This window comes from Chryseobacterium salviniae, assembly GCF_035819015.1.
Taxonomy (GTDB): Bacteria; Bacteroidota; Bacteroidia; order Flavobacteriales; family Weeksellaceae; genus Chryseobacterium; species Chryseobacterium salviniae.
Genome location: NZ_JAYLAA010000018.1, coordinates 83480 through 108843, shown reverse-complemented (window position 1 = coordinate 108843; position 25364 = coordinate 83480). Strand labels below are relative to the sequence as shown.

Annotated in this window: 29 protein-coding genes; 10 read left to right on the top strand and 19 right to left on the bottom strand. The window is 35.0% G+C overall.

Going from position 1 to position 25364, the window contains the following annotated elements; genetic code table 11:
* The first annotated feature begins 5 nt into the window (after positions 1 to 5).
* The 7 genes from SOP96_RS04370 (at position 6) to SOP96_RS04340 (ending at position 5173) form a co-directional block, all read left to right on the top strand.
* The gene (locus SOP96_RS04370; protein WP_034741371.1) at positions 6 to 665 is read left to right on the top strand and encodes a DUF3347 domain-containing protein; all 660 of its coding nucleotides are present in this window, start codon (positions 6 to 8) and stop codon (positions 663 to 665) included.
* A gap of 2 nt (positions 666 to 667) precedes the next feature.
* Positions 668 to 1117 (top strand): heme-binding domain-containing protein, encoded by a 450-nt coding sequence (locus SOP96_RS04365; RefSeq protein ID WP_034741374.1) that lies wholly within the window; start codon positions 668 to 670, stop codon positions 1115 to 1117.
* A 23-nt stretch (positions 1118 to 1140) separates the two neighbouring features.
* Positions 1141 to 3411 carry a multicopper oxidase family protein gene (locus tag SOP96_RS04360; RefSeq protein WP_326319873.1) on the top strand — a complete coding sequence of 757 codons (2271 nt, stop codon included), beginning with the start codon at positions 1141 to 1143 and terminating at the stop codon, positions 3409 to 3411.
* Positions 3412 to 3517: 106 nt separating this feature from the next.
* Positions 3518 to 3931 (top strand): bleomycin resistance protein, encoded by a 414-nt coding sequence (locus tag SOP96_RS04355; RefSeq protein WP_198417452.1) that lies wholly within the window; start codon positions 3518 to 3520, stop codon positions 3929 to 3931.
* Positions 3932 to 3990: 59 nt separating this feature from the next.
* On the top strand, positions 3991 to 4365 hold the full coding sequence (locus tag SOP96_RS04350) for an ArsR/SmtB family transcription factor (protein WP_027381139.1): 375 nt from the start codon (positions 3991 to 3993) through the stop codon (positions 4363 to 4365).
* Entirely contained in the window at positions 4362 to 4964 is a 603-nt protein-coding gene (merTP, locus tag SOP96_RS04345) for a mercuric transport protein MerTP (RefSeq protein WP_028122596.1), read from the top strand. Before SOP96_RS04350 ends, merTP begins: the two co-directional genes overlap by 4 nt.
* Positions 4964 to 5173: a GDCCVxC domain-containing (seleno)protein gene (locus SOP96_RS04340; RefSeq protein ID WP_072410579.1), complete on the top strand. Its 210-nt coding sequence runs from the start codon at positions 4964 to 4966 to the stop codon at positions 5171 to 5173. The genes merTP and SOP96_RS04340 overlap by 1 nt, the downstream gene beginning before the upstream one ends.
* Positions 5174 to 5555: 382 nt before the next feature.
* Here SOP96_RS04340 and SOP96_RS04335 read toward each other — a convergent pair whose 3' ends face one another.
* The 17 genes from SOP96_RS04335 to SOP96_RS04255 all read right to left on the bottom strand — a co-directional run bounded on the left by SOP96_RS04335 (position 5556) and on the right by SOP96_RS04255 (position 18614).
* Positions 5556 to 6362 (bottom strand): PRTRC system ThiF family protein, encoded by an 807-nt coding sequence (locus SOP96_RS04335; RefSeq protein ID WP_028122595.1) that lies wholly within the window; start codon positions 6360 to 6362, stop codon positions 5556 to 5558.
* A gap of 2 nt (positions 6363 to 6364) precedes the next feature.
* On the bottom strand, positions 6365 to 7111 hold the full coding sequence (locus tag SOP96_RS04330; protein WP_051259640.1) for a PRTRC system protein B: 747 nt from the start codon (positions 7109 to 7111) through the stop codon (positions 6365 to 6367).
* A gap of 44 nt (positions 7112 to 7155) precedes the next feature.
* Positions 7156 to 8331, bottom strand: coding sequence for a hypothetical protein (locus SOP96_RS04325; protein WP_034741379.1), 1176 nt, complete (start codon positions 8329 to 8331; stop codon positions 7156 to 7158).
* Between the two features lie 90 nt (positions 8332 to 8421).
* Positions 8422 to 8640, bottom strand: a complete 219-nt coding sequence (locus SOP96_RS04320; RefSeq protein WP_027379053.1) for a PRTRC system protein C — start codon at positions 8638 to 8640, stop codon at positions 8422 to 8424.
* A gap of 11 nt (positions 8641 to 8651) precedes the next feature.
* Positions 8652 to 9194 (bottom strand): PRTRC system protein E, encoded by a 543-nt coding sequence (locus tag SOP96_RS04315; protein WP_028122592.1) that lies wholly within the window; start codon positions 9192 to 9194, stop codon positions 8652 to 8654.
* Entirely contained in the window at positions 9167 to 9409 is a 243-nt protein-coding gene (locus SOP96_RS04310; RefSeq protein ID WP_028122591.1) for a hypothetical protein, read from the bottom strand. Before SOP96_RS04310 ends, SOP96_RS04315 begins: the two co-directional genes overlap by 28 nt.
* 385 nt (positions 9410 to 9794) lie before the next feature.
* On the bottom strand, positions 9795 to 10025 hold the full coding sequence (locus tag SOP96_RS04305; RefSeq protein WP_051889993.1) for a hypothetical protein: 231 nt from the start codon (positions 10023 to 10025) through the stop codon (positions 9795 to 9797).
* Positions 10026 to 10739, bottom strand: a complete 714-nt coding sequence (locus tag SOP96_RS04300; RefSeq protein ID WP_326319872.1) for a DUF1281 family ferredoxin-like fold protein — start codon at positions 10737 to 10739, stop codon at positions 10026 to 10028.
* 13 nt (positions 10740 to 10752) lie between these two features.
* The gene (locus SOP96_RS04295) at positions 10753 to 11148 is read right to left on the bottom strand and encodes a single-stranded DNA-binding protein (protein ID WP_028122590.1); all 396 of its coding nucleotides are present in this window, start codon (positions 11146 to 11148) and stop codon (positions 10753 to 10755) included.
* A gap of 570 nt (positions 11149 to 11718) precedes the next feature.
* Positions 11719 to 12561, bottom strand: coding sequence for a toprim domain-containing protein (locus SOP96_RS04290; protein WP_074231924.1), 843 nt, complete (start codon positions 12559 to 12561; stop codon positions 11719 to 11721).
* A 417-nt stretch (positions 12562 to 12978) separates the two neighbouring features.
* Positions 12979 to 14103, bottom strand: a complete 1125-nt coding sequence (locus SOP96_RS04285) for a hypothetical protein (RefSeq protein WP_117590634.1) — start codon at positions 14101 to 14103, stop codon at positions 12979 to 12981.
* Positions 14104 to 14144: 41 nt separating this feature from the next.
* Entirely contained in the window at positions 14145 to 14807 is a 663-nt protein-coding gene (locus tag SOP96_RS04280) for a hypothetical protein (RefSeq protein WP_034741385.1), read from the bottom strand.
* A gap of 2 nt (positions 14808 to 14809) precedes the next feature.
* On the bottom strand, positions 14810 to 15061 hold the full coding sequence (locus SOP96_RS04275) for a DUF3853 family protein (RefSeq protein WP_034741388.1): 252 nt from the start codon (positions 15059 to 15061) through the stop codon (positions 14810 to 14812).
* Positions 15061 to 15624, bottom strand: a complete 564-nt coding sequence (locus tag SOP96_RS04270) for a hypothetical protein (protein ID WP_074231889.1) — start codon at positions 15622 to 15624, stop codon at positions 15061 to 15063. The genes SOP96_RS04275 and SOP96_RS04270 overlap by 1 nt, the downstream gene beginning before the upstream one ends.
* A gap of 10 nt (positions 15625 to 15634) precedes the next feature.
* Positions 15635 to 15898 (bottom strand): helix-turn-helix domain-containing protein, encoded by a 264-nt coding sequence (locus tag SOP96_RS04265; protein ID WP_034741391.1) that lies wholly within the window; start codon positions 15896 to 15898, stop codon positions 15635 to 15637.
* A 153-nt stretch (positions 15899 to 16051) separates the two neighbouring features.
* Positions 16052 to 16897: an RteC domain-containing protein gene (locus tag SOP96_RS04260; RefSeq protein ID WP_034741394.1), complete on the bottom strand. Its 846-nt coding sequence runs from the start codon at positions 16895 to 16897 to the stop codon at positions 16052 to 16054.
* A 49-nt stretch (positions 16898 to 16946) separates the two neighbouring features.
* Positions 16947 to 18614 (bottom strand): helix-turn-helix domain-containing protein, encoded by a 1668-nt coding sequence (locus tag SOP96_RS04255; protein WP_051889997.1) that lies wholly within the window; start codon positions 18612 to 18614, stop codon positions 16947 to 16949.
* Between the two features lie 308 nt (positions 18615 to 18922).
* On the opposite strand from SOP96_RS04255, the gene SOP96_RS04250 reads away from it, so the two are divergent.
* The 3 genes from SOP96_RS04250 to SOP96_RS04240 all read left to right on the top strand — a co-directional run bounded on the left by SOP96_RS04250 (position 18923) and on the right by SOP96_RS04240 (position 21205).
* A complete protein-coding gene (locus tag SOP96_RS04250; protein WP_123855294.1) occupies positions 18923 to 19207 on the top strand; it encodes a hypothetical protein in 285 nt (94 codons plus the stop codon).
* A 178-nt stretch (positions 19208 to 19385) separates the two neighbouring features.
* Entirely contained in the window at positions 19386 to 20927 is a 1542-nt protein-coding gene (locus SOP96_RS04245) for a MauE/DoxX family redox-associated membrane protein (protein WP_034741403.1), read from the top strand.
* Positions 20928 to 20947: 20 nt separating this feature from the next.
* The gene (locus tag SOP96_RS04240) at positions 20948 to 21205 is read left to right on the top strand and encodes a hypothetical protein (RefSeq protein WP_123855292.1); all 258 of its coding nucleotides are present in this window, start codon (positions 20948 to 20950) and stop codon (positions 21203 to 21205) included.
* Positions 21206 to 21223: 18 nt separating this feature from the next.
* Here the strand turns inward: SOP96_RS04240 and SOP96_RS04235 are convergent, their stop codons facing one another.
* The gene (locus SOP96_RS04235; RefSeq protein WP_164462451.1) at positions 21224 to 23719 is read right to left on the bottom strand and encodes an alpha/beta hydrolase family protein; all 2496 of its coding nucleotides are present in this window, start codon (positions 23717 to 23719) and stop codon (positions 21224 to 21226) included.
* 62 nt (positions 23720 to 23781) lie between these two features.
* Entirely contained in the window at positions 23782 to 25167 is a 1386-nt protein-coding gene (locus tag SOP96_RS04230) for a RagB/SusD family nutrient uptake outer membrane protein (RefSeq protein ID WP_034741412.1), read from the bottom strand.
* Positions 25168 to 25364: the final 197 nt, after the last annotated feature.

Sequence of the window (25364 nt, the reverse complement as noted above, 5' to 3'; positions counted from 1 at the left end):
ATAAAATGAAAAATATAATTTTCTCAATCATTACATTAGTAACAGTTGCAGCGGTAACAATTTCCTGCAATCAATCTTCAAATAAAAATAGCGACCAGCAAGCTAATGATAGCACAACAATTGCTGCAACTCCGGAGTTACAATCACCTACACACAATGATACGGTAGCAACTGTTACTTCAACGGATACATCTTCTCAAGAGGCAGAAAAGTCCGATGTGAAGCAAGCTCAAAAGTTTACTGTCGCACCTATAATTAAGGATTATTTGGCTTTAAAAAATGCACTTGTTGCAGATAATGACAAAGCAGCGGCTAATGCAGGAAAGCAATTGTTTACTACCTTAAAAAATGTGGATATGAACGCTATCCCAGCGAATAAACATAAAGAATATATGGAAATAGCGGAAAATGCCAAAGAAAATGCAGAGCATATTAGTGACAATGCTGGTAAAATAGACCACCAGAGAGAGCATTTAGCATCGCTAAGTAAAGACGTTTCTGACCTTATCACATTATTTGGAACTACCCAAAAATTATATCAGGACTACTGCCCAATGTACAATGATGGTAAAGGTGCGGTTTGGATTAACGAAGCTAAGACTATCAAAAATCCTTATTATGGCAGCAAGATGCTTACCTGTGGCTCTGTAAAAAAAGAGTTCTAAAAATGAAGAGAGTATTAAAGATAATGTTGACAATAGTGCTGTTTATTTTTATTGCTATTCAATTTTATCAGCCTGCCCTTAATGTAGATAAAGGGCAGGTTTACACAACCGATTTTACCCAAGCGTATAAAATGCCTGTTGAAGTAAAAGCGATGCTTCAAACCTCTTGCTACGATTGTCATAGTAACAATACTAATTATGTTTGGTACGACTATGTGCAACCTATGAGAGCATTAGTAGAAAACCACATAAAAAACGCAAAAGAGGATTTGAATTTCAACGAATGGGGTACATACTCAAATAGGAAGCAGGACAGATTATTAAACTCAATTAAAGAACAAATCGAAACTAAACAAATGCCCTTAGCATCATATACAATGATGCATAAAAACACAAAACTGAATGATGAGCAAATCAAAGTTTTAACCAATTGGCTAAAAGAGCAGGATTAAGTTTCAAGAAAAAAAATATCAAAATGAATATACCTAAAAATGTTACGATCAGGTTGCTGCAAGCAGTTTTTATACTGTTATGTTCGCAATCTCTCTTTGCACAAAAAGTAGTTCGTTACGAGTTGTATGTAAAAGATACGCTTGTAAACTACGCAGGCAAAGAAAAAAGAGCCATTTCCGTAAATGGTCAAATACCAATGCCAACGCTCACTTTTACCGAAGGCGATACAGCCGAAATCGTTGTACATAACCAATTAAAAGAAAGTACCTCATTGCATTGGCACGGAGTGTTCCTGCCCAACAAAGAAGATGGTGTGCCCTGGCTTACACAAAAACCTATTAAGGCAGGCACAACCTATACCTATCGCTTCCCAATTATCCAACACGGAACGCATTGGTATCACTCACATTCTGGTTTGCAGGAGCAAATTGGGATGTATGGCAGTTTTATAATGAAGAAAAAGGATGATGATAAAACCTTTAGAAAAGGAATTGACGATTTGCCGACTGTACCCATCATTTTAAGCGAGTGGACAAATCTTAATCCCGACAACATCAACAGGATGCTGCATAATGCCAACGATTGGGCAGCTATTAAAAAAAATGCAACACAGTCTTATGCAGAAGCTATTAGAGAAGGACATTTCAAAACAAAACTAACCAACGAATGGAAACGGATGTTGGCAATGGATGTAAGCGATGTGTATTATGACAAAATTTTAATCAATGGAAACCATACGACCGATTTAAAAAAGGTGGACGGCAAAACGCTAAAAGCGGGCGATAAAGTACGATTGCGAGTTTCAAACGGTGGTGCTTCGTCCTATTTTTGGTTGCGGTATGCAGGCGGTAAAATTACCGTAGTTGCAAATGACGGTAATGATGTAGAACCTGTGGAAGTAGATAGATTAATCATTGCGGTTTCTGAAACTTACGATATTGTAGTAACAATTCCTGAAGATGGTGTTGCTTATCAGTTTCTAGCTACTACTGAAGACAGAACACAATCCGCAAGTTATTTTGTGGGCAATGGCATCAAACAATTAATATCACCACTTCCTAAATTAAAATATTTTGAAGGGATGAAGATGATGAACGATATGATGAAGATGAATGGAGATTTGGACGATATGGGAATGAAAATGAGCCTGAACCAAATGGATATGAACGTGGTAATGTATCCTGAAATTACTGGAGAGGCAAAACCAAAAGAAGACCATAGTCAACACAATATGAATATGGAAAATGATCCCAACCGTTACAATGCAAATGCTTTGGGAGAAATCAAAACGCTGAATTATGCAATGCTACAATCTCCTTCCAATACGGAACTTCCTAAAGATGCGCCAGTAAAAGAATTGAAATTTACCCTTACCGGAAATATGAACCGTTATGTGTGGAGTATGGATAATAAAATACTTTCAGAAGTTGATAAAATACCTGTGAAAAAAGGAGAAATTCTACGAATTACCATTCATAATAACTCAATGATGCGCCATCCAATGCACTTGCACGGTTTTGATTTCAGGGTAATCAATGGCAAAGGCGAAAAATCACCACTAAAAAATGTTATAGATATAATGCCAATGGAAACTGATACCATTGAGTTTTTAGCAAACGAAGAAGGAGATTGGTTTTTCCACTGTCATATCCTTTATCATATGATGTCAGGAATGAACAGGGTATTTGCAGTTGACGATTATCAAAATCCGAATTTAACTAACAAAAAACAAGCATATAATATGTTGCAAAGAGAAAGCAATATGCCACACTTAATGGCTCAGAATGATTTTGCTAGCAATGGAAATGATGGTGATGCGATGCTTCAGAATTCAAGATGGAGTTTAGGGACAGAATGGCGATTAGGCTATAACGATATGCACGGTTATGAAGTAGAAACACATTTAGGAAGGTACATTGGAAAAATGCAATGGTTTATGCCGTTTATAGGTTTTGATTGGAGGTATCGTAAAATGGGTATGGATGAACACGAAACCAATTTATTCGGACAGAAAAATGAAAAAGATACACGTAGAGCTATTAGCTTGGGCTTTATGTACACATTACCAATGTTAGTAAACTTTCAGGCAGAGGTATATCACGATGGAATTGTACGTCTTTCTTTAATGCGTGAAGATATTCCCATCACAAAGAGATTGAGGGCTGGTTTTATGGTCAACACCGATATGGAATATATGACAGAGCTAAAATATATTATCAATAAAAATGTGGGTATTCGTACACATTATGATAGCGATATGGGCTGGGGTATTGGGTTATCTTTAAATTATTAAAACAAAGGATAAACAGCTAAGCCAGGAAACCGAAAACGTTTTTTCAATCCGTTTGAGCTGTCTCAACTATTTACCACAATATTACAATTTAAAATTGCACATGACAATGATAGAACTGATAAAGGCAACACCCGCATTTCCTGTCAGGGAAATTGACAAAGCAGTTCAATTTTACAAAGACAAATTTGGTTTTGATTGTCGGCACAAGGAAGACACTTTTGCAATTTTGGTTCGGGGCAACATAGAACTGCATTTGTGGGCTTCCTGCAATTATAGTTGGAAATGGAAAAGCATTTTTCTATTTCTAAAACCGATTAGTAGTGGGGCAGAAAGCTTTTTAGCAGGAACACACAGTTGCAGAATTGAAGTAAAAGGAGTTGAAGAGCTGTATAAAGAGCTAAAAGAAAAAGAGGTGCTTCACAATGAAAAAACAGAGATAGAAAGTACCTATTATGGCACAAGAGAATTTGCAGCATTAGACTTATACGGAAATCTTTTATCCTTTTATGAAAATGTATAAAAAGATGTTTTTGTATTTTAGTATTTGCTTAAATAAACAATTTGCTTATCTTTGTACTTATGGATAATCTTTCTTGTATAAGGCAGCAGGCGGACGTTAAGCAGATAATGCGTTGCAAAGACCGGATTAGTGAAATCAAAGGGACAGTTGATTATTTATCCAGCGGACTTGAGTTAGCGGGTAACAATGTAAGACTGAAAATACTTTTTCTTCTTTATGAAGAAAAGAAACTTTGTGTTTGCGACCTAAGCGATATTCTCAGTATGACCATTTCGGCAGTTTCTCAGCACTTGCGAAAACTCAAAGACAGAAAACTCATTGAAACGGAAAGACAAGCGCAAACTATTTTCTATTCGTTGGCAAAAGAGTATGAAAAAATGCTCAAACCTTTTTTCAAAATCCTTAACGAAAACAAAATTTTGGAAGCAATATGAAAACAGAAAAAAAATTAATCGGTGCAGGACTTTTGACAGCAATTGCTTCGTCCTTGTGCTGTATTACGCCAATTTTGGCTATAGTTGCGGGTTCAAGCGGAATTGCTTCTACCTTTTCGTGGCTCGAACCTTTTCGACCTTATTTTATTGGTATGACTGTTTTAGTTCTTGGCTTTGCTTGGTATCAAAAACTGAAACCTCAACAACAAATTGACTGTAATTGTGAAACAAATCAAAAACAAAATTTTATGCAAACGAAATCATTGTTAGGAAGTATTACCGTAATATCAGTTTTACTTCTATCATTTCCGAGTTATGCTCACATCTTTGTTCCGAAGACAAAAATCACGGCAATTGTTACTTCGACTTCTAAAATTCAGAAAGTTGAATTTACTATTAAAGGAATGACTTGTTCAGGATGTGAACATCATGTAAAGACAGAAATTAGCAAACTAAAAGGCATTGTTGAAGTTATTGTTTCTTACGAAAAAGGCAACGCAATTGTAAAGTTCGACAACAAACAAACCAGCATCGAGCAAATCGAAAAAGCTATCAACTCTACTGGTTACAAATCACTAAAAAGCAAAATTATTTCATAATGGACATCATTTTAATATCCGAAATAACTTGTCCAACCTGCGGACATAAGAAATCCGAAGAAATGCCAACTGATGCTTGTCAATTTTTCTATCAGTGTGAGAGTTGCAAAACAACTCTAAAACCTATAAAGGGAGATTGTTGCGTGTTTTGTAGTTACGGTACAGTAAAGTGCCCACCTATTCAAGAGGGAAATGCTTGTTGTAAATAACTAAACCACTATGGACTTTCAGTCCATAGATTTGAACAACGAATGAAATTCGTTTAAAAAACTCCACAGATGCACAGATAATAAAATATTAAAAAATTCATTTTATTATCTGTGCATCTGTGTCGAATAAAAAATTTATAGAAACTGAAATTCTTGCACTGAAAGTGCATAGTTTCAACTAACTATTTTAATGCTTAATTGAAACTATGCACAACGAGTTTTCTATAGTCAGTTAATACTTACAACCTTTTTTCTAAAACAAACCAAAGCCAAAGTCCGGAATTGTTTTAGAAATGGGGTTGTTCCGCTTTCCGCAAAAATACGTTTCCGACCGCAGGGAGGAATTGCATTTTTGCCGCCCAACTTTTGGTCAGGCGGTTTTTTATATTTTTATCAGTTGAGAATGGAAATTTTTTAGATTAAGGAAAAAACCTCTGTTTTCAGTCAGTCCGTTGCGAAACAAGTTCCACAATAGAGAACATCCCATTTGTGCTAATGTAGAATTAATAAACAAATCCTGCTTTTCTAATGCTTCTGCTAAACTGCAACTTGGTGTATCATCTTGCGTTTCAGACTGCAAAAGCAGTTCTCCAAATTCTTCCGTCACATAAGGAAGATTCGACGTTGTTTGATATTTTTCGGAATCAGGTTGTTTTATATTCTCAACTGTAGAAAGCAAAACCTGTCCAGAATATCGGTTGTTGCCAAAATCCATCCAATATTTAGCCTGGTTTCTGTATAATCTCCTACCCTCTTTCAATTCATTCAGAATATCAGCAATTTCAAATCGTGATTTGACATTATCAACACACGACATATAAATTGCGGACTGCATATTCTCTTGGATTCTTCCTAAAGAATCTCTTTCAAACTTTCTGACTTCGGCTTTCCAATTCGTTCCAGACCATCGGTTTGCCCGATTTATCAGTGCAACTGCCTTTGGTAATCCTACTTCACATTCTGCAAAACGCTGTCTGCCTTGATTCGCTTCTGTGACAATATCATCATCCCACAACCGCACCTGTAATCCTGCGTGTCCCAATTCAATCAATGAATGGTTCATTTCGATCAAGGCGGTCAATACTTTAGAACCTGTACCACCTGCACCTATGAGGTTTACCATTACAGGATTGGTAGGATTTAAAAGGCTATCATCGGTAAAATGGACTTTTGTTTTTTCAGATTGTATCATTAGAGTAGATTTTTTAAAGTTAGATTTGAATTGATTAGAATATCTGTCGGAAACGGCTCTTTTGAATCAATAAGGCTTTTCCAAAGGATTACCAAGTTTCCTTTAATCGGATTATGGCTGTTGACCAAATGGCTGAAATAAGAATTGAAAAAATAGTTTTCCCATTTCTTAGTAAACTCTTCGAGTGATGCGGAACTTTTAATGTTTACGTCGACCGTTCCCATACAAACACTTCCGCTTTCGTAAACATTAAAGAACGGAGCGTGAAATAGTGGTGTATCTGTATTGGGGCGTTGGTCTGTCTCCAATGCGAATATTTTCATTCCCTGCTTATTGGCACACCATAGCAAAGGTGGCACATTCGCTAAACCATTTGGAATGGAAAGCTTTTCGGTAAATAGTAACTGTCGTTCCTGTGCTTTTGTGTACCAGACCACTTTTCCATTTTCCGATGTATCTATAAATAGTACAGTTTCAGAAATAATACCACTTGGTCTTAGAAAATCTTTTTCTTTCTTATTTTGAATATTTAAAGATTTGGAGAGTCGTTGTGCCTCCCTTACAGTCAAAGGGTGGGCATTGACAGGGTTTCCATTAGGGTCAATATCAAAATGTTCAACATAACCATCGCGATTATAATCTTCTGTCTCATAAAAGACCAGTGCTGATTTAGGATAGTAAAGTGTTCCAAAATTATTGGTTATGTCGGTTTCTTCGTTCTTAATTGTATTGGCTGTATTTCTCATAGCTTGTTTTTATAATTGAATTATTTGCGCCGTGTATGCACAGATTAGTTGAGCAATCGGCACAATTCGTTTAAGACCTTAAACAACTGATTTTCAAAATCAAGGTTTTTATCCAATATATCACTTCCGTCAAAGGTTTTAAAAATCATTGGTTGCTGTGTTTCAGCATATTCGTTGAACTCATTATTGACCATACTCGTTAGATTATCATAAATCAATCCGTCACTCTCGGCAAAAAAGGAAATATATTTATCCATTGCGATAACAGTTTCCTCATTATAATTGTCATCTCCCTCCATTTCTGAGGGCTTGTTTGCATTATTATAGTGGGCATTTCTGAAAATGCTTTCATTAGGGTAATCACAATAAAGTTTAAAGGTTTTTTCTGCCAATTGAAGGCATTCTTTATCAAACCTGTTTTTCGGTATAAAACGTTTCAAGCGTTGCTCAAAAAAAAGAAGATTCTTAGCATTGGAAATTTTTTGTCCCATCATATCTCCGTTGATTTCCGCCCGTTGAAGTTCTTTTTTGCAGATGTGGTTATCTTCTATTTCTTCGTCCTGCTCTATCCAATCAGTAAGCATTTCGTAATTCCAATAGAGATAAGAATCTTCCTGTCTGTAATATGGAATATCTACATTTCTATACAGATAAGTGCATACGGACAATAGTAAGCAAGCTGCTTTTCTGTGTACCTTATTGCGGAGCAATTGATAAAGCGGTACGACGGGAACATAAAACAAGGTTGCCCCTGTGTTGCATCTTTCTTCTATTGCAAAGCAAGTCTTACTCCCTTTTTCTATCAGCCTAACACTCTGCCAATTTTCAGTCTTGGTTTTCAACTGCGTTTCAATATCTCTCAAAGCAAGGCTGATATTGTATGGATAATTAAAATGCTGTGTCGGCATTGGGGTTATATCATAATGCTTTGCTAATTGAGAAAGGGACTTATAAAAATCCCTTTCTGTTTTAGCAGACTTACGTTTGCCCTGTGTTATTGTTATTTCATTCTCCTTTAATTTCGGCATAAAGCAGGTTCTCAGAAAAGCATTGGAAGTTGGGAGATTGGAACGGATTTCCGTTGGTCTTTCTGAACTTCCGAACTGTCTTTTATCTGATGCATCCATTGTGCGTATTCCCTCAATTGTAAGTGAAGTTGCCTTTGTTTTTTTTCTTCGGGAGGTTGAATTGTCCCCGATATGGTTTTTCGTTGCATTCATTTTATTTTTGTTTGTCAGTTTATGGTTGATGGTTGTTAGCTTTTAGATTGTAATTCTATCAACTGTCAACCAAAAACCATCAACTATTTATTATCCTTTTGTTCCCATCACACTTTCAAATTGATATTCAACAGCATCATCCTTGATTTTCGGTGCTGAAATTTTTGAAGTGGTCAGTATCGGGTACGTGTTGGCGTAAAAGTTCATTACTGATTCTACGCTCCATTTTGGTTCAGGGTCAGGTAAACGTATTTCCTGTCCGTTATCTTTGAGTATAAAAACTCGGTCTAATAGGGTTGCAAGTAACATTTATAATATTTTTAAGATTCAACATTTTCATTGGTCGTTTCAGAGAATAGGCTTGGTGCAAAATGTTTCTCATATTCATCCTGCTTTTTGCGGATGATTTCAGCATAATCGGGAAATTCCGATACTTTTGGAAGAGCTGACCACGCTTCTTTGTATTTGCCGTCTTTTTCGAGTTCTTCGGCTTTTTGCAAGGCTTCTTTGTACTTTTTATCTTTGCCTTCCTTTTCTTTTTTCTCCTTGTCGGATTTCTCCTTTTCCATTGCCGATTTCTTCTTGGCTTCTTCGACCTGTTTCATAAAACTTTCCATATCTACCATTAAGCCCGATGCGGTCTGCAATGGTGTCGAAATACTTTCAAAAAATCCGTTGTCCAATTCTTCCGCTGTCCCCCTTAAATTGAGTGGCGGAATCGTTTTCCTTGCCTCGTCTCCGCATTGCTCATTGTTGAGCAATACGGAAAGAACGAAACTGTTTTCTGCCCCTTGTCGGAGTGTGATTTGCAAATCTCCTGTAAGATTGAGTTTGCCTATCTGTCTGAAAAAATTGGTTTGCATAATTTTGTTTTTAAAATTGATTTTTTACTATTTCTGTTATAATTAATTTTATATTCATTATTTTGAATAATGCTCTGTAATAGGTTTCTTGCGTTTGTGGCATTCCAATCATCTTCTTTGGTCATATCCAAATAGTGTAATTTTTCATATTGTTTTACCATTTTGGCAATAATGTTCAATGCTTTATACTCCGTTTTGTCTGCGAGATTGCTCATATTGTTTTGATTTTAGTAGTTTTCCGTACATATCTTTCCAAAACCTTCTCAGTCTTTTATCTAATTCTGAAAATTCTTTGTTTGTATGTTCATATTCCTTACTCTGCTGTAATTTGGATAGCTTCATCAAGATTGGTTACTTTAATCTTGCAACCGTTTAAGTCTGTTACTCTCATTGTTGTTGAGTTAATTGATATAATGAAAATTCTTCTGTCCAAAATTCTTCGCCTGTCTGTTTTCCAAAAGCGTTGTAAATGGCATTTCCGTTTTTATAGACTTGCATTTGGTAGCAATTCAGATTATTTTCGGGTTGCAAAAATTTTTTCAAATCCTCTTTTTCCAATTCGATAAAAATCCTGCTTCTCTCCGAAAGCCATTCTTCAACTTAGGGATAATTTTCTTCCGAAAATTTGAAAAACTCTACATTGGTATCGGCATAATTCAGCCATTTTAAATCATAGTCATTTTCCAAAGGCTTTACGGCTTCGAGCCTTTTCTTTTGGATTTCTTTCCATTCTCCCGTAATGTGGATAATGGCAAAATCGCCATTATCCCATTCACTGTTGGTCATTGATTTTATCAGTAAATATTCTGTTTGTTGAAGTGATGTTTTCATTTATGCAATTTTTTGTTTGTTATTATTTATTTTCCTGTCTAATAGGATTCTCATAATCTCCTCTTTGTAATCGTAATTTTCACCTTCGAATTCGTAACAATCTGTATCTACATTGTAGATGAAGTCTTGAAAGTCACATTGATTGAGAAAATAATCCTGTAAGATTTGGGTTTCGCATATGGTCTTGCCAAAAACCATACAGCCAGATTCTTCGTAATCCAATACAAATCCGACATCGTAATGATTTGCAACAATCCATAATGCTTCGATATTTGGGCTCCATCTTGTCTCATAATGGAAAGAACATTCATCTGTTTCACTTCGATAAATTTCACAGAAGTAACCGTTTTTGCTCTTGACAAAATCGGGCAGTTGCCCAATATTTCCCTTAGTTTCCTTTTCTATCATTTCTTGAAATACATTCGAGACTTTGTCCAAAACCTCTCGATTTCCTGTGAATGTTACTTTATTGTTGCACCAATTTGCCATAATATTTGTTGTATAATTGTTGTTTTCGTAAATGTATGTTCCGCTTGTTTTGAAAGGTTCTTTTCCCTCTGTAAGGCGGATTTCTGATTTGAATTTTCTTGAAAGACTTTTTGCATACCGTATTGCTGTCGTTCTCTCGCAATAGAATTGGGAAAAGATTTCCACCTTTTCCCAATCATTCTTATCACTTTTCGGCTTCATTTGAAAGTTATATTGTGCTTCCATATTTTGAATGCTTTTAGAATGGTAAATCATCGTCCGTATCTTCCGCAAAAGCATTGGATTTCTGTGGCTGTGAAGCTGGTTGTTCTTCTGTGTCAGACTTTTTTCCGCCTCCGTGTACTTTGATGTTAGAAGTATGGAAATTCAACCCCGATTTTATTTCTCCATCTTTTCCAATCCACGCACTCGCACTTGCTCTGCCTGTAAGCTCTACTAATGTTCCCTTCGTTAAAATCTTAGCTACGTTGGCACTTAGCCAATAGGAGCAGTTATAATAAGTGGTCTGTTCTCTTAGTTCGCCTTGTTTGGTTTTAAATCTGTCATTAATGGCTAGTGAAAAATTCACGACCTGTTTGTCATTTTTTAAAGTGTTGATTTCTGCGTTTTTTGTAATTCTGCCTACGATGTTCATAATGTTAATTTTTGATTGTTAATAATTGATTTTCGAGTTTGTTAAAATTTTCGATTTGATTGATTTGGTTTCGAGGACACTCGTTTTTTTTTCTGCTTATATCCAATTGGAAAAGCAGAATTATTTGTTGTTTTATTTTGTTGTTTTTTCCGTTGATGTCAAAGACCGTCTGCGATTTAATTGATTCGTATAACTGAGGTTCCGTCTTTTTCTTTGCCGATGATCATAGGAAAGTATCAGGCATATAAAACCACAATCCTCCAAAGCTTTGGAGGATTGTGGCTCGAAATATTTTTGTCCGAAGGATTCAGGAGTGTCTGAAAAAATTATTGGAACTCGTGGAAAGAATTTTTATAGAAACCCAAAAATATTTTTTTAGGTGAATGATGCTGTCCTACATTTGCAATAGTAAAAAGCCAAAAATCAGTTAGAAGTGATTAAATAGAGGGTTTTGATAGTAGGAAAAATGTAAAATTAAACATTAGGTAATCTGTTTTTTTTAAGGTTTAACCAGTTTATGATTTTTAAAATTAAATTTCTCTTTAAAATCATTTTCAGAATTTTTACATTTTACTTTGTTGCACAAAACCACTCGTTTAAATCCTTAAAATCTTTGTACAACAAAGAACAATCTTCAACATTTTTATAGTTTTTCCGGATAACCTGTTTGATTGTAATTCCATTATCATCATTATCTAGGAAAAGTGAGGTTTTATAATATGCTCTAAGTTCTTTATCGACTTTGAAAAGCATTGCCGTAGAATTGAGAATCAAACAATCTGAAATTGAACTTTCTGCACTTTCCAAATTTTTAAAAGTCAGATAATCAAAAAAACCTTCAAAAACTACAATTTCATTGGAAGTCTTCAAATCATTTTTTATCAAAGTCACATCTTTTTTGCCCAAACATATCTTTGAATATTTATTTCGGATTTCAACGCCTCCGGAATTATTAAAAAAGCCAATTCCGAAATATTTCTTACCATTCAACATATACTCAATTTCTTTTACCAAATCTTTTTGTTCACAAACTTTTCGGGATTTTAAATATTGGATTAAAGCTGGGTGCTGAATTTCATTTACTTTTATGATTTGATAATTTTTGATTTGGACAGATTCTTCAATCTGAGTATTATTTTGAACTGAGAAGTCAAATTTATCAAGGTACTTCAAAGCATCAGAAACTGAACATTGATTCATTTGCTGAACAATTGAAATAACATCATAACTTTTCCCGGTTCCGAAATCAAAAGCTTTATTTTTCACAAAATCAACAGACAAACTCGGGATTTTTTCCTCTCTGTCGAGCGCAAAATAAAATGCCGTTTTTCGGTTTTCTTTCACGGGAAAGAGATTGAACGATTCCAAAACTGTTCTAATATTTACTTTTTCTTTTGCTTCTTCGCAATTCATTTTTTTCTTTTTTAAAGCAAATTTTTTATCCACATTTTCCTTTTAAATAAAAAAAGACTTTTTAATTACTTTTATAATACTTTTAATGATGCACCGAATCGCCTTATGGTAAAGCATTTGAACCCCATTTTCGGTGAGTGCAATTCCGAATTTCAGTGAGTGCAATTCCGAAAGTGGAGTGAGTGCAATTCCGAAAAAACAACTCATTTGTGGTGAGTGTAAATCCGAATTGTATTTTCTACTTTCATTGATTTTTCGTTTTTTTTCACATTTTCTTACAGTTATCCCTATTTTTAACGGGTTTTGAATTTTGGAGTGAGTGCAATTCCGAATTCTCAATCAAAAATTTCAATATTTTAACATTTTCTTAACTTCAGTGAGTGCAATTCCGAATTTTGGGTGAGTGGAATTCCGAACTCAAATAATTATTGGGTAGCCATTTGGCAGCAACTCTCCCATTTTTGTATTCCTGTAAATCTGTATGATGTGTTCCTGAATTTTATTTAAAAATTCGGTTCCTTGAAATTCTGTCGATTTAATTCCTTGCAATCGTGCTGTTCTAATAAATTCTTCAAAAGCTTTCTCTATCAATACTCTGGTTTGCGGAATATATCTGTATTGATGCGAAAACTGAATCATTTCACTTGTCAGCAGACCATATCTTTTTCTAAAGTAGATCAATCTTCGGCTGATTTCTTGCTTTTCATTAGGATATGCTTTTCTTAATTTCCGTTCTTCGTTACTGTTTTCAGATATATGATCATCTTCCTTCTTTTTTGTCAAACGCGGTATTACAAAAATTGAATCTCTTTTGTACTTATAATCGAAAGAGACCGTATTGAATGTATTAAGACTGCTTCTTGCAGGTTTTAGAAACTTGAAACAAAAATCCTTGGCAGTTTGATAATTCAATCCAAATTTTTTGTTCAGTGTTGACAGTTTTAATACCGTTCCATTTTCAGGGATTTTCGAAAGCCAGATAGCAAATATTATATGTTTGTTGTTTCTTACATTATAGACCAGATTGTACAGCACATAATTATATTCCGGAATGACCATCAATTTTTTCAGCCAATAACTGCTGATTAGAAAAGTGGTGTACCCTCTTTTATCGTAACTCGGTGTTGAAATGAGTCCACCGAAAGTTTTGATTTCTCTTCCTTTAGAATTAAACGATTTATACCAGCTCATTTTGAATTTTGCGAGAAATTCATAAGCATCTATCACTTGTTTTGTGGAACCGCTAGGAGAAATTTTGCTATTTCTGATTTTTATAGAAGCGAAAATATTGTTTTCGGTTTCAAATTCTTCATCAAAAAGTGAAAGCTGTTTTGGTCTGTCTTCCGGACGGAATTGTTCATTGCTGATGATGGAAATAATATTGAAAATCACCCGAAGTGCATTGATAGGAATATCGGCAGCTTCATGATCTTCAAAAATGAAATCGTCCACGAAATGGTTCCCTATTCTGATTTTTTCGGGAACTCTTTCGCTTTTATTGTCAAATTCCTTTCGGATAAGTCTTACATGCGGATCCCCCATGCTGTACATCTTTTTTATGTGTTGAATTTTTTATTTTAGTATTACTTTCGGTCTGGATTTTTAGGACGCTTTATATTTGGAATGCTTGATACGGAAAGCTGAAGGTTTGTATCCTCATTTTTTATGAACGGCAATATACTTTTTAGGGAAGATTTCCAGTTGGTAATACGTCGGTTTGAACTATTTTGCCAATCATTACGTACCCAGACTTCGTACTTTTTTTCTATGACGGAATCTAATTCAGATTCATAAGTTTCTAATGTTTGGGCATATTCAATAAATTCATCAAAACTTGGAATGTTCTTTTGATTGATTACAGGTGGTGATGGCTGTTGTTGTGATGGAATTTCTACACTTCCTGCTGTAAGAAAATCTGAACTTTTTACAATTTTAGCTTTCTTTATTTTTTCGGGTTTAGCAATTTTCAAGGGATAATCTAAAAGCAATCTGTAGTAACATGGAAGTCCGTTCTTGGTTTGAAATTCAATTAATCCAAAGTTCTGGAGTTTCTCTTTTACAGATTTTACGGTCTTTCGGGTTAATCCCAACTCTTTACTCACTGCAACATCAGAAATCTGGAACTCATACCCGTTATTGTCATATCCAATTTTAAGCAAATACAGATACATCGAAATTCCCGTAGAACCTATTTGATTTATTTTATTAAAATCCCAAAATCGGTGTATCAATTCAAGATAAGTCATCTTTATTTTTTTCCGAAAAGCGATAATGCTTTTTCTTTGTCTATGATGATAATGTTTCCGTTTTGGATGATGGCTTCATCCAATAACCCCGATGATTTTACTTCTGAAGCTTTTGAAACAGAACATCCCAATATTTTCGCTAAACCTTTCAGACCATATTCATATTTCTTTTCAGAGTTGACACCGCTCGAAATTTCTAAGAATTCTCCAACAGTCAGTTGCCAGATCGGAGTTTTAGGATCAATTTCTTTCATTAGTTTTGGTTTTGGTTTTGGTTTTGATTTGAATTTTTCAGCTTTGAAATCCAATTTCTTGCTGCAGATTTCCAACACTTCATGGGTTGATCATTGCACAACTTCCAATCCTTAGATTCGTATAATGAATAAAATTGATTCGCTTCTTCAGATTGAAAATCACACTCGTTAAAATATAGTTCAACCTCATACAGCATCGGTACAGAAAAGGAAATCTTTTTGTCGGGTACTATTTTTTGGTCATGTACTATTTTACTTTTTTCAAAATCTTCACTTTCAAAATCAATAATTTCGATTAAGCTTCCTTCATAAGGGTGATAACTAGGGGAATAAATGATAAACCCTGCGCTATGCAGTTCTTTTATACATTTGTGGTAAGTCGCAAAAGATTTTATTTTACCGAGCTTCATCACCTCTTTCCGACTCACACGAAATGGATTTTGGTATTGATGCCTACTCCACAACTGGAAAAGCGAAACATATAAACTGATGTGCGAGGGAACCATCCGATGATCCCTAATGACATTTCCAAAAAAATCAATAATTTTATTAGACTGCTTCATAACTACCGATTTAATGTTTGAAGTCTGTCAGTAGTTTCTCAATGTCTTTGTAATTGTAGTACAGAGTCCCTCCTACCTTACTGTATGATAACGTTCCGTTGATTCTCAGATTTTGTAATGTTCCTGAAGAGATGTTCAACAGCTTTTTGACCTCGGAGGTCCGAAGCCATAATTTTTGTTCTGTTGTATTATCGTGTAGTAATTCTTTAATCCCTTCCAGCAATTCAACTTTAAACTGCTGAAGATCTTCTTTGGTGATAATGGATATTGCCATGATTTCAAATTTGTTTTGTCTGACAAATTTTCGAAATCACGCAAAATATCTTTCGGTAGTTTGTCGGTACTACCGAAAGATTCCCTTGTGAAACCTATGAATAAAAGGTTTTAAATTAAAGATTACAATTTGTTTTATCTATCTTCATCCAAATCACACATCTAAATTATCCAGATATTGATCTAAATTCTTTTGAAGCAATGACAAAAATTTAGTTCTTTCCGTTTTACGTAAGCGTATTTCACCTAAAGTTTTATGATAATTGCCTAAATTAATATGAAGTGAGTTTTCTGCCCACCTGAAAATTTCAGCCAGATCTGAGTGACCACCGTTGAAACATTTTGTTTGGTGAAGCGCATACAACAACTCAATCAATGCAACTTTAGGAGCTGTCCATTCCAGATTTCTGATATGTGCGATTGAATTTTCTCTGACTTCTTTCGAATTTATTTTATTAGATAAATAGTGATCCAAAAGATCATTCGCTAAAATCTGAGATACCATATGATCATGGGATGTCGAAAATTCTTCATCATAGCTGTACAGTTCGGGGCTTAACTTCAACTTAAAGTCGAATTTGAACCTGACGAAATATTTCTTATCCAGATAGGTAGATTTTCGGCGGTAGTAACTAATAAATTCTCTCTGCTCATTATAAAAATACAAAAGATTGCTTCTCTCATTTTCGTAGTAGGATTGTAAGGCTTGAGGATCTGCATAAGGTTTTGAGGCTTCTATAGCTAAAACTTTGGAGTAGTAAATATAAACTGCTATGAATTGCGGTTTGGTATTTTTAAAAAAGTAGATTTCATCACTCCAATCTGAAAATTGATATTGCCGAAGGTGATCCTTCAATTGTCTAATGGCAATGTCTGTTTCCATCAGAATCTCTTCAGAACGAATGACAATGTCATTTTCGCTCCTGTTGATCTGATCTACAGTTGTTGTAAGATTTTTCCAAAGCTGGTCATTTTTTTTTCGGAAATTTTGTCCGTTCATACGTATCATTTTTTTGGTCACGTAAAAATCGGGCTAAAAAATAAAAAAATCAATTCTTCTGAATTTCATCCAGTCTTTTCCGGATAAAATCGGTAGGTCTAATTCCGTTGATTTCCAAGAAATGTGCTGAAAAGATTTGCCGGTTTGCCATTCCGCATTTTTCCGCAAGGCTGTCAATTTTAAATTTAAGATATTTACTGTCTTCTAATAGTAAATTGGTGATATACCTGATTCTTAAAATTTTTAAATACGTGGTAAATGTTACATCAAGATGAACATTGAGTACGTATGATAGATGGGTACGGTTGCTTCCAATCATTTTAGCCACAATCGGAAGCGTTAAATTTTGCTTCAAAAAGTTTTTTCTCTCTTCAAAAATCTTGAGATTTGCTTTTACTTCTTCAATAATTTCTGCGCTGTATATATTTTTTTCTTCGGAAGAAACAGGTTTCGATTCTAAAAAATGATCTGTAGGTTGAGAAGTATTAAATTTTTCTAACAATTCCTGATACTTGATCGTCAGTGCTTTTTCTCTCTTGCGGAACTTCCAGATTGAAAAGCATAATATCATCAATCCAAAACCCATAGAATAATATAAAATAATAAACCCATTTTTATGAACCCTTTGCAATTTATTCTTCTCTTCTAATAAAGTATTGGTATCGTATTCCCTGTGAATTTTTGAAGAAAGCATGGCAAAATCAGCATTGATAATTGAATCAGCCTTTAACAGCTGATTGGTATAATATAATTGCCTTTCATAATTTTTGTTTTGTTTGGCATCTTTAATGAGATATTCATAACCGGATCTGATCTCCGGAGTGACAAACCAAAATTTATTGACCAAAGAATCAACTTTATTAAGATACTGTAAAGATTCTGCTCTTTTTCTATCTGACCAATACGCTTTTCCCATATAAAAATAAACCGTCATTAATGAAGCATCATCCTGATGGTGACTCAAAATATCCTTTGACTGTTTAAAATATTGTAATGCATCATCGGTATTTCCCAATCTTAACAACTGTACCCCTTTTCCTTTTTGAAAATATCCATACTCCGTGGACAGCTGAGCGGTATTGTGAAGTCTTCTTAATCCTATATTAATCAATGAATCTTCCTTCTGATACAACCGTAAGTTCCTGTAACAGGTACTTAACCGGTAAATACTGTTAAAGTATCCTGATTCGTTATTCAGCCTGATGTTAGGATGAACATTCTCTTTGGATTTTTTTTCAAAATAATCTGCTGCTTCTTCAAAATGTACTGCCGCCTCCTTATAATAACCCAAATAGCTTTTAACCATCCCCAAATGATACGTGATCTTATTCTTGAGGTAATCATCTTTCGAATTCTTGGAAAACTTGAAGGCTATTAAATACTGCTCTAAAGCAGGTTTATATTGTCTTCTGTTATAATAGTATATGATCCCCTTTCCAAGATAAGCCCTGGAAATATCATCATCATTTTTGTTTTGTATGGCTGTGATTATCGTACTGTCTGCATATAATAATTTGCGGTTCACATCTCTGCTGTAGTAGATCGCTTCCTCGTATCCTCTTATGAGCTTTTTATAATTATGATCTTTTTTTGCTTTGCTGATGTACAGATTTACAAACACCAAGGCTCTTTCATCATTCTCGGAATACGAATTAAATAAGCCTGAAATATTCTTGTAAGACTGTTCATTTAGATTCTGACCTTGGATTAATGACAAAAAGAAAGTAAATATTAACAATAATAATTCGATTATGATAATACATATAGATAGCGTATTCACAAATTTAATTAAAAAATCATAATTCAAACAGTTGTTTGATCTATTCAAAAGTTTTTATGACCTATGAGCTGATTTACAGCGTTATAAGATTCTATTTTGTGGGAATAATGTATCAATTATTCCCTTCTAATGAATCCATAGACCCGCATAAAGCTTTTCTGAATACCCCAACACTCCTAATTTCGACATCAGAATTCTAATCATATTTCAAACCGGCCGGGATAACTTTTAAAGCCATTTAAAAAATGAAAAAGTGTATCTCAATTTTAAGTTTAATAACTGTATTGCTTATGCAGTCTTGCGAAAGATCTGATAATGATTTTAACATAACAGAACAAAAAAATCTGAAAATCGAAGTTCAAAACTATAATGAATCTGAAAAAATTGGAAATAAAGAATCCGGAGAAAGTGATTCTGAAAATCTGGATACAGGAGATGATGATGACGATCCACCAAGAGATAAGCAGCATTGGAGGATTGAGCAGGATACCACCAGAAATAAAAACCTCTTTAACCGACAAAGTTTCTAAGTGTGGAAAACCAAAAGGTACTGATAAGCACAGGAAAAAAATGCACTGTGAGCGGTGAATGGGAAATTGAAGGGCGGATCAGTACTTCAGTTTTTGTATCAAAAGGTGAACTTATGCCGGCATATTGCGGAAAGAACGTACAATGGATTTTAGTTAGAAAAGGATAAATATTACGATTATGAAAACCGTCAGAACAAGATTTATAGAAATTGTCAGCTATTTTTTCATCCTGCTGTTTTGCTATGCGAGCATCAGTAAGATGATGGATTTTGAAAATTTTCAGATTCAGATTGCACAGTCTCCCCTATTGAGTGCATTTTCAAATGTTATCTCTTACGGAGTTCTAATCATTGAACTTGCAATATGTATTTTATTGATCTTTGAGAGAACCAGAAAAATCGGATTATACTTTTCTTTTGTTCTGATGGTTTTATTCACTGTCTATATTTACATGATCTTGAACTACAGCGAGTTTATTCCTTGCTCTTGCGGTGGAATTTTAGAAAAAATGGATTGGAAAACCCATCTGATATTTAATATTGCCACAGTTATCATAGCTGCTTTTGCAATTGTTTTATATTCAGGTTCTAAACGACAAGAGATTTTTAAATCTGTAAGTCTGCTGATTGTTTTATCGATTGTAAGTTGTTCAGCAATCATTCTGATGTACAGACAATCAGAATTTATGATCAAAAAGGAAAATAATTTTACACGAAGGTTTTTGCAGCATCCTATAACAGAAAAGAATCGTTTCAATCTTCAGATCAACTCCTATTACCTTGCGGGCATTTCAAAAGATTCAGTATATCTGGGCAACTATACTGCTCCATTTCTACTGACATCAACTGATTTGAATTTTAAAGCAATGAAAGATCACAGGATAATACCGGACAGGTACGACTTTGATTTTAAAAGAGCGCAACTGAAGGTGAATGCACCGGATTTCTATCTGTATGATGGAAGCGTACCTGTTATCTATCAGGGAATGCTGGGAAATCATCAGGCAAAGACCTTGAGCTTAGGACAGGCATATTTCAGCCAATTGGTGAATATCAGTAAAGATTCCTTTGCAATCAGCACTTATTTCAAAGATTCAGAAAAGCAGACCTTAGGATTGTTAAATCCTTTGCAGAAAAATCCTCTGAATCTGAAATCAGGAATTCTTGGAAAAACCAATGACGGAATCTTTGATACTGATGGACAACTGCATTTTGACCCAATCACTCAAACTGCTGTTTATGTACACTATTACAAAAATCAGCTCTTGATCATGGATAACCATCTTACCATCAAAGCGAAGTATAAAACCATTGATACGATAAGCATTCCGCAGATTGAAGTTTCTGAACTTTCGGACGGAAAAAAGAAGATGAGCAAACCTCCATTAAAAGTCAATAAAAAAGCATTTGCGTATGCGGGTCTGTTGTTTATCGAATCAAATCTCATCGGAAAATTTGAAGACAGGGATCGGTGGAAAAATTCTTTTATCATTGATGTTTATTCTACCGTAAAACAAGGATACATAGGAAGTTTTTATCTACCAAATCCCAAAAAGGAAAAAAAGATGCAGTTTCATATTGCAGATCAGCATCTTTATGTATTAACAGGAAATGAAATCATTAAATATCGTTTTGCGCAGAACATCACTCAGCATTTCATTGCAGGGGGAAGCCGAAAACCTGAACTAAGAGTAGGCACCAAATTTAATTTTACATCATGAAAAAAATGAGAAAAATCGCATTGCCCTTAGCAGTATTGCTTTTAGGCGCAGGAAGTGCGTACGCTACAAGCGTTGTGAAAAAAAACAGTTTAGTGGAAAACGGCTATCGTTTTGATCCTCTAGCACCTGTTGAAAAATGTATTATGACAGAAAAATCATGTCAGCCAGACGTTATTACGGAAGTATGTACCTGGTCTGATGGGGTCAACACTCATAATCTATTCCAAAATGCAGGTGGAACCTCTTGCGGGAATCCACTGTATGAAATTCCTAACTAATTAAAAAGGTGAAGGGTGCTACAACGCACCCTTCATTTGTTTATCAATCCATTCAACATCTCTTTTATCTTTTAAAAAATAATCCAGCCACTCCAGCATTCTTACAGATAAATCTTTTTGTTCTGCTCTACCGGAAAGAGAATGTCCTTCATCCTGATAAAACAATGCTATCACAGGCTTGCGGTATTTTCTCAGAGCCACAAATAATGAGCGGGTTTCCTCGCGATCTACATTACTGTCTTTTTCACCTGTCCAAAGTAATATGGGAGCTTTAACCTCTGAAGCAAAATACAACGGATTGTTATCCATATATTTTTGTTTATTTTCTACAAAGCTGCCACCCATACGCATTTGACCATATTCATACCGCCAATAGTCAGGACTTCCAAAATCGTAATTGAAAGAAAACGGAGTATGGATAACGTCAGATACCGATGCTCCCGAAATAAATGTAGCAAAGCGATCTGAGTGCGTTGCGACAAAGTTGGTCTGATATCCTCCGAAAGACTGTCCTGTCAAAGCAATTCGCCTCGCATCTACTTGTTCTATTTTTACCAATTCATCTAATACATTATGGATTGACTCCAGTGCAGACAAACCAGATCCTTTATCTCCGTATGTAATATCCGGAATGAGCACCATATAGCCTGATTCCAATAGCAACCGTACATTAAAGCCTCTTCCGTTTTTAAAGGTCGGAAGCAAAAAGGCTGACATGCCTTTCTGTTGTTTTTCGTAAATATTAAGTACGACAGGATATTTTTTACCCGAATTATAATCATGTGGCAAAAATAAAGTTGCAGTTAAAGTTTCTTGAGTTGCTCCTTTGTAATGCAGCTGAATCTTTCTTATTTTTTCCGCAGTTTTATCATGAACATTGGACGTGAATACGACATGATGTTTCTTTCCTTTTTGTTTAAATACAATGGATGGCGCTTCATTGTAATTTTCTTTAGTCCACACAAAATTTGAATGATTATCTGTAAAGATCAAATTTCGTATTTTATCTGTAGTTTCAGCTATAATTTTTTTTATTGTACGATGATCCCACTCTACGTATGATTTCAGCAAATCACCTTTTGAGAGACGAAATAAATAATTATTTTCAGGTACTGAAATAATTTCTCTAGGCAGCCCTTCCGTTATCTTTTGGTGTTGACTGTTGATAATTTCAACATGGTCACCATCTAAATTCACTTTCCTCACCAGTTTGCCGTTCAAAATATTTTGTTCCCATACCTTATTCCCTTTTACCCAGGTAATCAACTCAGTTCCTTTAAAATAGGGTGAAGCTTCACGATCTGATAATTGCTTTTTAGTTTTAAGGGTAATTGTGTTTAAAAGATTCCATCCATCGTTATCAGCCGTAAGAATCCATTTTCTATCCGGTGAAACATACAGTCTTTCATCAATCACACAAAAAAAACGATGTTCATTTGATCTTGAATTCCATACAAACAAGGAATCTCTTTTGGGCATGAAAAAATCATCTTTCTTATCTACAAATGAATGATCTTTTTTTATCTTCAAAAAATCTCCGGAATTGCCAATCGCTATTTCTGTATGAAAAATCGAATCCATCGGGATTACTTTACCTGTTTTGGGATACCACAAAAATTTTTCTTCAACCTGCATATCTTTAATATGATGAGTGAGATCTTTTTCAACGCCATACCAAAACTCTATCATTTTTTTTTCTTTCGGAATCTTTCTGATCAGCTTGATAAATAATGCATCAGGATCTGATGAATAGTCAAGATTTACATAATGATAATTTTTACTCCGCATCAAATCAAGGTTTCGCGGAATCGGCAAACCATCAACATAGTGCTTTAATGTATATTCATGCTTGTCTTTACCAAAGACTGTATATCCTCCTTCCGTAGCAGTGCCTTTCCAAACTTTCAAGACTTCTTCTGAAGTACTTGCAATCAGTTTTTTATTGCTCCCTTCAATCTTCCAAACTTTAATTTCTTGTGCTTTAGAATCGTTTTTCGTCCATAGAATCAATTCATTGTCAACCTTAAGAAATCGTACGACTTGATCAATCGACTGCAGCTGTTTTCCGTTCTTACCATAGATTTCCAGTCTGTTATTCTGATGCTCATCATAATGAATCAAAAATAAAGATTGCGGTTTCATCTGATCAATCGTCTTTATATGATTTTTTGTTTCAATAGTTTGAGTTGCCAAACTAATCAGTTCTAATCGGTCACCACTCAAAAAGGCAAATTTTTCACTGCCCATAAAAAATGAAGTCCTGATTGATTTTCTTTCAAACTTTTGAGTCTTATCATGTACATTTTGTAAAATGTACATCGGCGATTTACTTTCATATTTCATCAACCAGCTTACCCATTCTCCATCTTCTGACATTTTCAGAAAATCCGGGACTTCGGCTTTTTCTGCCAATGCTTCCAATTTTTTCAGGTCATCATGTTGTCCGTTGAATTGTAACGGCAACAACAGAAAAGTAAACACAATGAGGAGCCCTATTTTTCGAATCGTTTTCATCGTCTTATTATTTTCAGGTATGTCTTCCCTATTCTTCCAATTCTTCGAACTTCTGTTCATTATCAATATCCTGTATTTTGTGGATTAAGATTTGGATTGAGAAGCAGTTCTTTCTGCGGAAGCGGCCATTGGGCATGGTAGTTTTTCCAATTAGGTTTTACCGGAATCAACTGGTCAAGCAGTCCCCATCTTTTCAGATCAAAAAAACGGATGCCGTGTTCCACAAAAAATTCCCTGCGCTTTTCCTCTCTCAATTCTGTGGTTGCCGACGAAACGGATAATGAGGTGCTAAGAGCCGGTAATCCTGCCCGTTGGCGGGAACGGTTGATATACAAAACGGCTTCTCCTGCTTTATTTTGCTCGATCAGGCTCTCTGCCATCATGAAATTGACTTCATCCAAACGATAGATTATTGAATATTCATTAGGATTATTGACCGCAAGGTTTTTATATTTTGAAGAGCGGTAATTGATCTGCTGGTTAAAAGGAACTGCCGTTATATAATACTGTCTCCGCAAATCTCCCACAGAAAAGGTATTGATGAGATTCAAATTGAGGACAAACGATAAAGGTGCTCCCGTAAAGTTGTACAGTGATGCCTCTTTCGTAGCATCATTCGTATTTTTGGGCTTCAACTGCCAAATGATATGCGTGCCGCTTTTCTGAAATACTTTGGAAGGATCTGTTTGAAATGTATATTGTGATGATTGCAATATCGTACTGCAAAGCACTTCTGCTTCCGCCCATTTCTTCAACAGAATCTTCATTTTTGCCAATGCCATATATCCCGCAAATTTGTTGGGATAGATTCTTTCTGCATTTCTGTAAGCGGATGGTAAAAGATTGACCGCCTCAGACAAATCGGTTTCCAGTTTTATGAGGAACTGATCTTTATTCATTCTCCCCAAGTGGCTATTTATAAAATAGTTCGTAGTTTCTGTGTAAGCTATTTCTCCAAAAATCTGATAGAGATTAAAGTAAATAATGGATCGAACCAATAATGCTTCACCTTTGATTCGGTCTTTGGATGCCTGACTTAACGATTTTGAATTCGTAACGCCTTCTATGATGCTGTTGGCAGCATAAATCTGCCCGTAAGCATTCGTCCAAGCCGTCGTTACTACGGTATTAGTAGCAACCTGCTGATTGTTAGCAATATCCAAAATACCGTTTGATCCTGATGTGTACACACAGGTCAGGTCGTCTGTATACGTTCCCATCAATGCACCCATTCCATCAATACCTCCCGAAATAAGCGAGTTCGTCCAAAGTCCTGCATACAGTCCTGCCAATGCCGCTTCAGCGGTTTGCTCGTCTTCAAAAACGACTTCTGTCGGAAGCTGGTTATTGGGAAAATCAGTTTCTACGAATTTTTCACAGGAAATAACGGTAGTCAGTACGGCGGATATTATAGCTGCCACAATAGTATGTTCTATTCTTATTTTCATTTTTTCAATTTTTTAAAGATTTAATTTTTATTCAATGCTTAGAATGTGAAAATTTCACATCATCTGATTTTCAATTTTCGCAATGGAAAACATCCATTCATAAAGTCTCAAATTCTTTAAGGATAAGTCTTACATTAGCTAAAGATTTATTCTTAATTCTTATAAAAACTTTTTTTATAATATGGATTCAATTTTGA

Excerpts from the sequence above, each read along its gene's own strand:
- SOP96_RS04360 (WP_326319873.1), top strand. The coding sequence starts at position 1,141 with ATGAATATACCTAAAAATGTTACGATCAGGTTGCTGCAAGCAGTTTTT.
- SOP96_RS04315 (WP_028122592.1), bottom strand. The coding sequence starts at position 9,194 with ATGCAAACCAATTTTTTCAGACAGATAGGCAAACTCAATCTTACAGGA.
- SOP96_RS04320 (WP_027379053.1), bottom strand. The coding sequence starts at position 8,640 with ATGTTACTTGCAACCCTATTAGACCGAGTTTTTATACTCAAAGATAAC.
- SOP96_RS04280 (WP_034741385.1), bottom strand. The coding sequence starts at position 14,807 with ATGACTTATCTTGAATTGATACACCGATTTTGGGATTTTAATAAAATA.
- SOP96_RS04290 (WP_074231924.1), bottom strand. The coding sequence starts at position 12,561 with ATGAATTGCGAAGAAGCAAAAGAAAAAGTAAATATTAGAACAGTTTTG.
- SOP96_RS04300 (WP_326319872.1), bottom strand. The coding sequence starts at position 10,739 with ATGGAAGCACAATATAACTTTCAAATGAAGCCGAAAAGTGATAAGAAT.
- merTP (WP_028122596.1), top strand. The coding sequence starts at position 4,362 with ATGAAAACAGAAAAAAAATTAATCGGTGCAGGACTTTTGACAGCAATT.
- SOP96_RS04230 (WP_034741412.1), bottom strand. The coding sequence starts at position 25,167 with ATGAAAATAAGAATAGAACATACTATTGTGGCAGCTATAATATCCGCC.
- SOP96_RS04295 (WP_028122590.1), bottom strand. The coding sequence starts at position 11,148 with ATGAACATCGTAGGCAGAATTACAAAAAACGCAGAAATCAACACTTTA.
- SOP96_RS04285 (WP_117590634.1), bottom strand. The coding sequence starts at position 14,103 with ATGGGGGATCCGCATGTAAGACTTATCCGAAAGGAATTTGACAATAAA.
- SOP96_RS04250 (WP_123855294.1), top strand. The coding sequence starts at position 18,923 with ATGAAAAAGTGTATCTCAATTTTAAGTTTAATAACTGTATTGCTTATG.
- SOP96_RS04340 (WP_072410579.1), top strand. The coding sequence starts at position 4,964 with ATGGACATCATTTTAATATCCGAAATAACTTGTCCAACCTGCGGACAT.
- SOP96_RS04310 (WP_028122591.1), bottom strand. The coding sequence starts at position 9,409 with ATGAGCAATCTCGCAGACAAAACGGAGTATAAAGCATTGAACATTATT.
- SOP96_RS04365 (WP_034741374.1), top strand. The coding sequence starts at position 668 with ATGAAGAGAGTATTAAAGATAATGTTGACAATAGTGCTGTTTATTTTT.
- SOP96_RS04265 (WP_034741391.1), bottom strand. The coding sequence starts at position 15,898 with ATGGCAATATCCATTATCACCAAAGAAGATCTTCAGCAGTTTAAAGTT.
- SOP96_RS04260 (WP_034741394.1), bottom strand. The coding sequence starts at position 16,897 with ATGAACGGACAAAATTTCCGAAAAAAAAATGACCAGCTTTGGAAAAAT.
- SOP96_RS04275 (WP_034741388.1), bottom strand. The coding sequence starts at position 15,061 with ATGAAAGAAATTGATCCTAAAACTCCGATCTGGCAACTGACTGTTGGA.
- SOP96_RS04370 (WP_034741371.1), top strand. The coding sequence starts at position 6 with ATGAAAAATATAATTTTCTCAATCATTACATTAGTAACAGTTGCAGCG.
- SOP96_RS04235 (WP_164462451.1), bottom strand. The coding sequence starts at position 23,719 with ATGAAAACGATTCGAAAAATAGGGCTCCTCATTGTGTTTACTTTTCTG.
- SOP96_RS04305 (WP_051889993.1), bottom strand. The coding sequence starts at position 10,025 with ATGAAAACATCACTTCAACAAACAGAATATTTACTGATAAAATCAATG.
- SOP96_RS04330 (WP_051259640.1), bottom strand. The coding sequence starts at position 7,111 with ATGAGAAATACAGCCAATACAATTAAGAACGAAGAAACCGACATAACC.
- SOP96_RS04245 (WP_034741403.1), top strand. The coding sequence starts at position 19,386 with ATGAAAACCGTCAGAACAAGATTTATAGAAATTGTCAGCTATTTTTTC.
- SOP96_RS04270 (WP_074231889.1), bottom strand. The coding sequence starts at position 15,624 with ATGAAGCAGTCTAATAAAATTATTGATTTTTTTGGAAATGTCATTAGG.
- SOP96_RS04355 (WP_198417452.1), top strand. The coding sequence starts at position 3,518 with ATGATAGAACTGATAAAGGCAACACCCGCATTTCCTGTCAGGGAAATT.
- SOP96_RS04325 (WP_034741379.1), bottom strand. The coding sequence starts at position 8,331 with ATGAATGCAACGAAAAACCATATCGGGGACAATTCAACCTCCCGAAGA.
- SOP96_RS04350 (WP_027381139.1), top strand. The coding sequence starts at position 3,991 with ATGGATAATCTTTCTTGTATAAGGCAGCAGGCGGACGTTAAGCAGATA.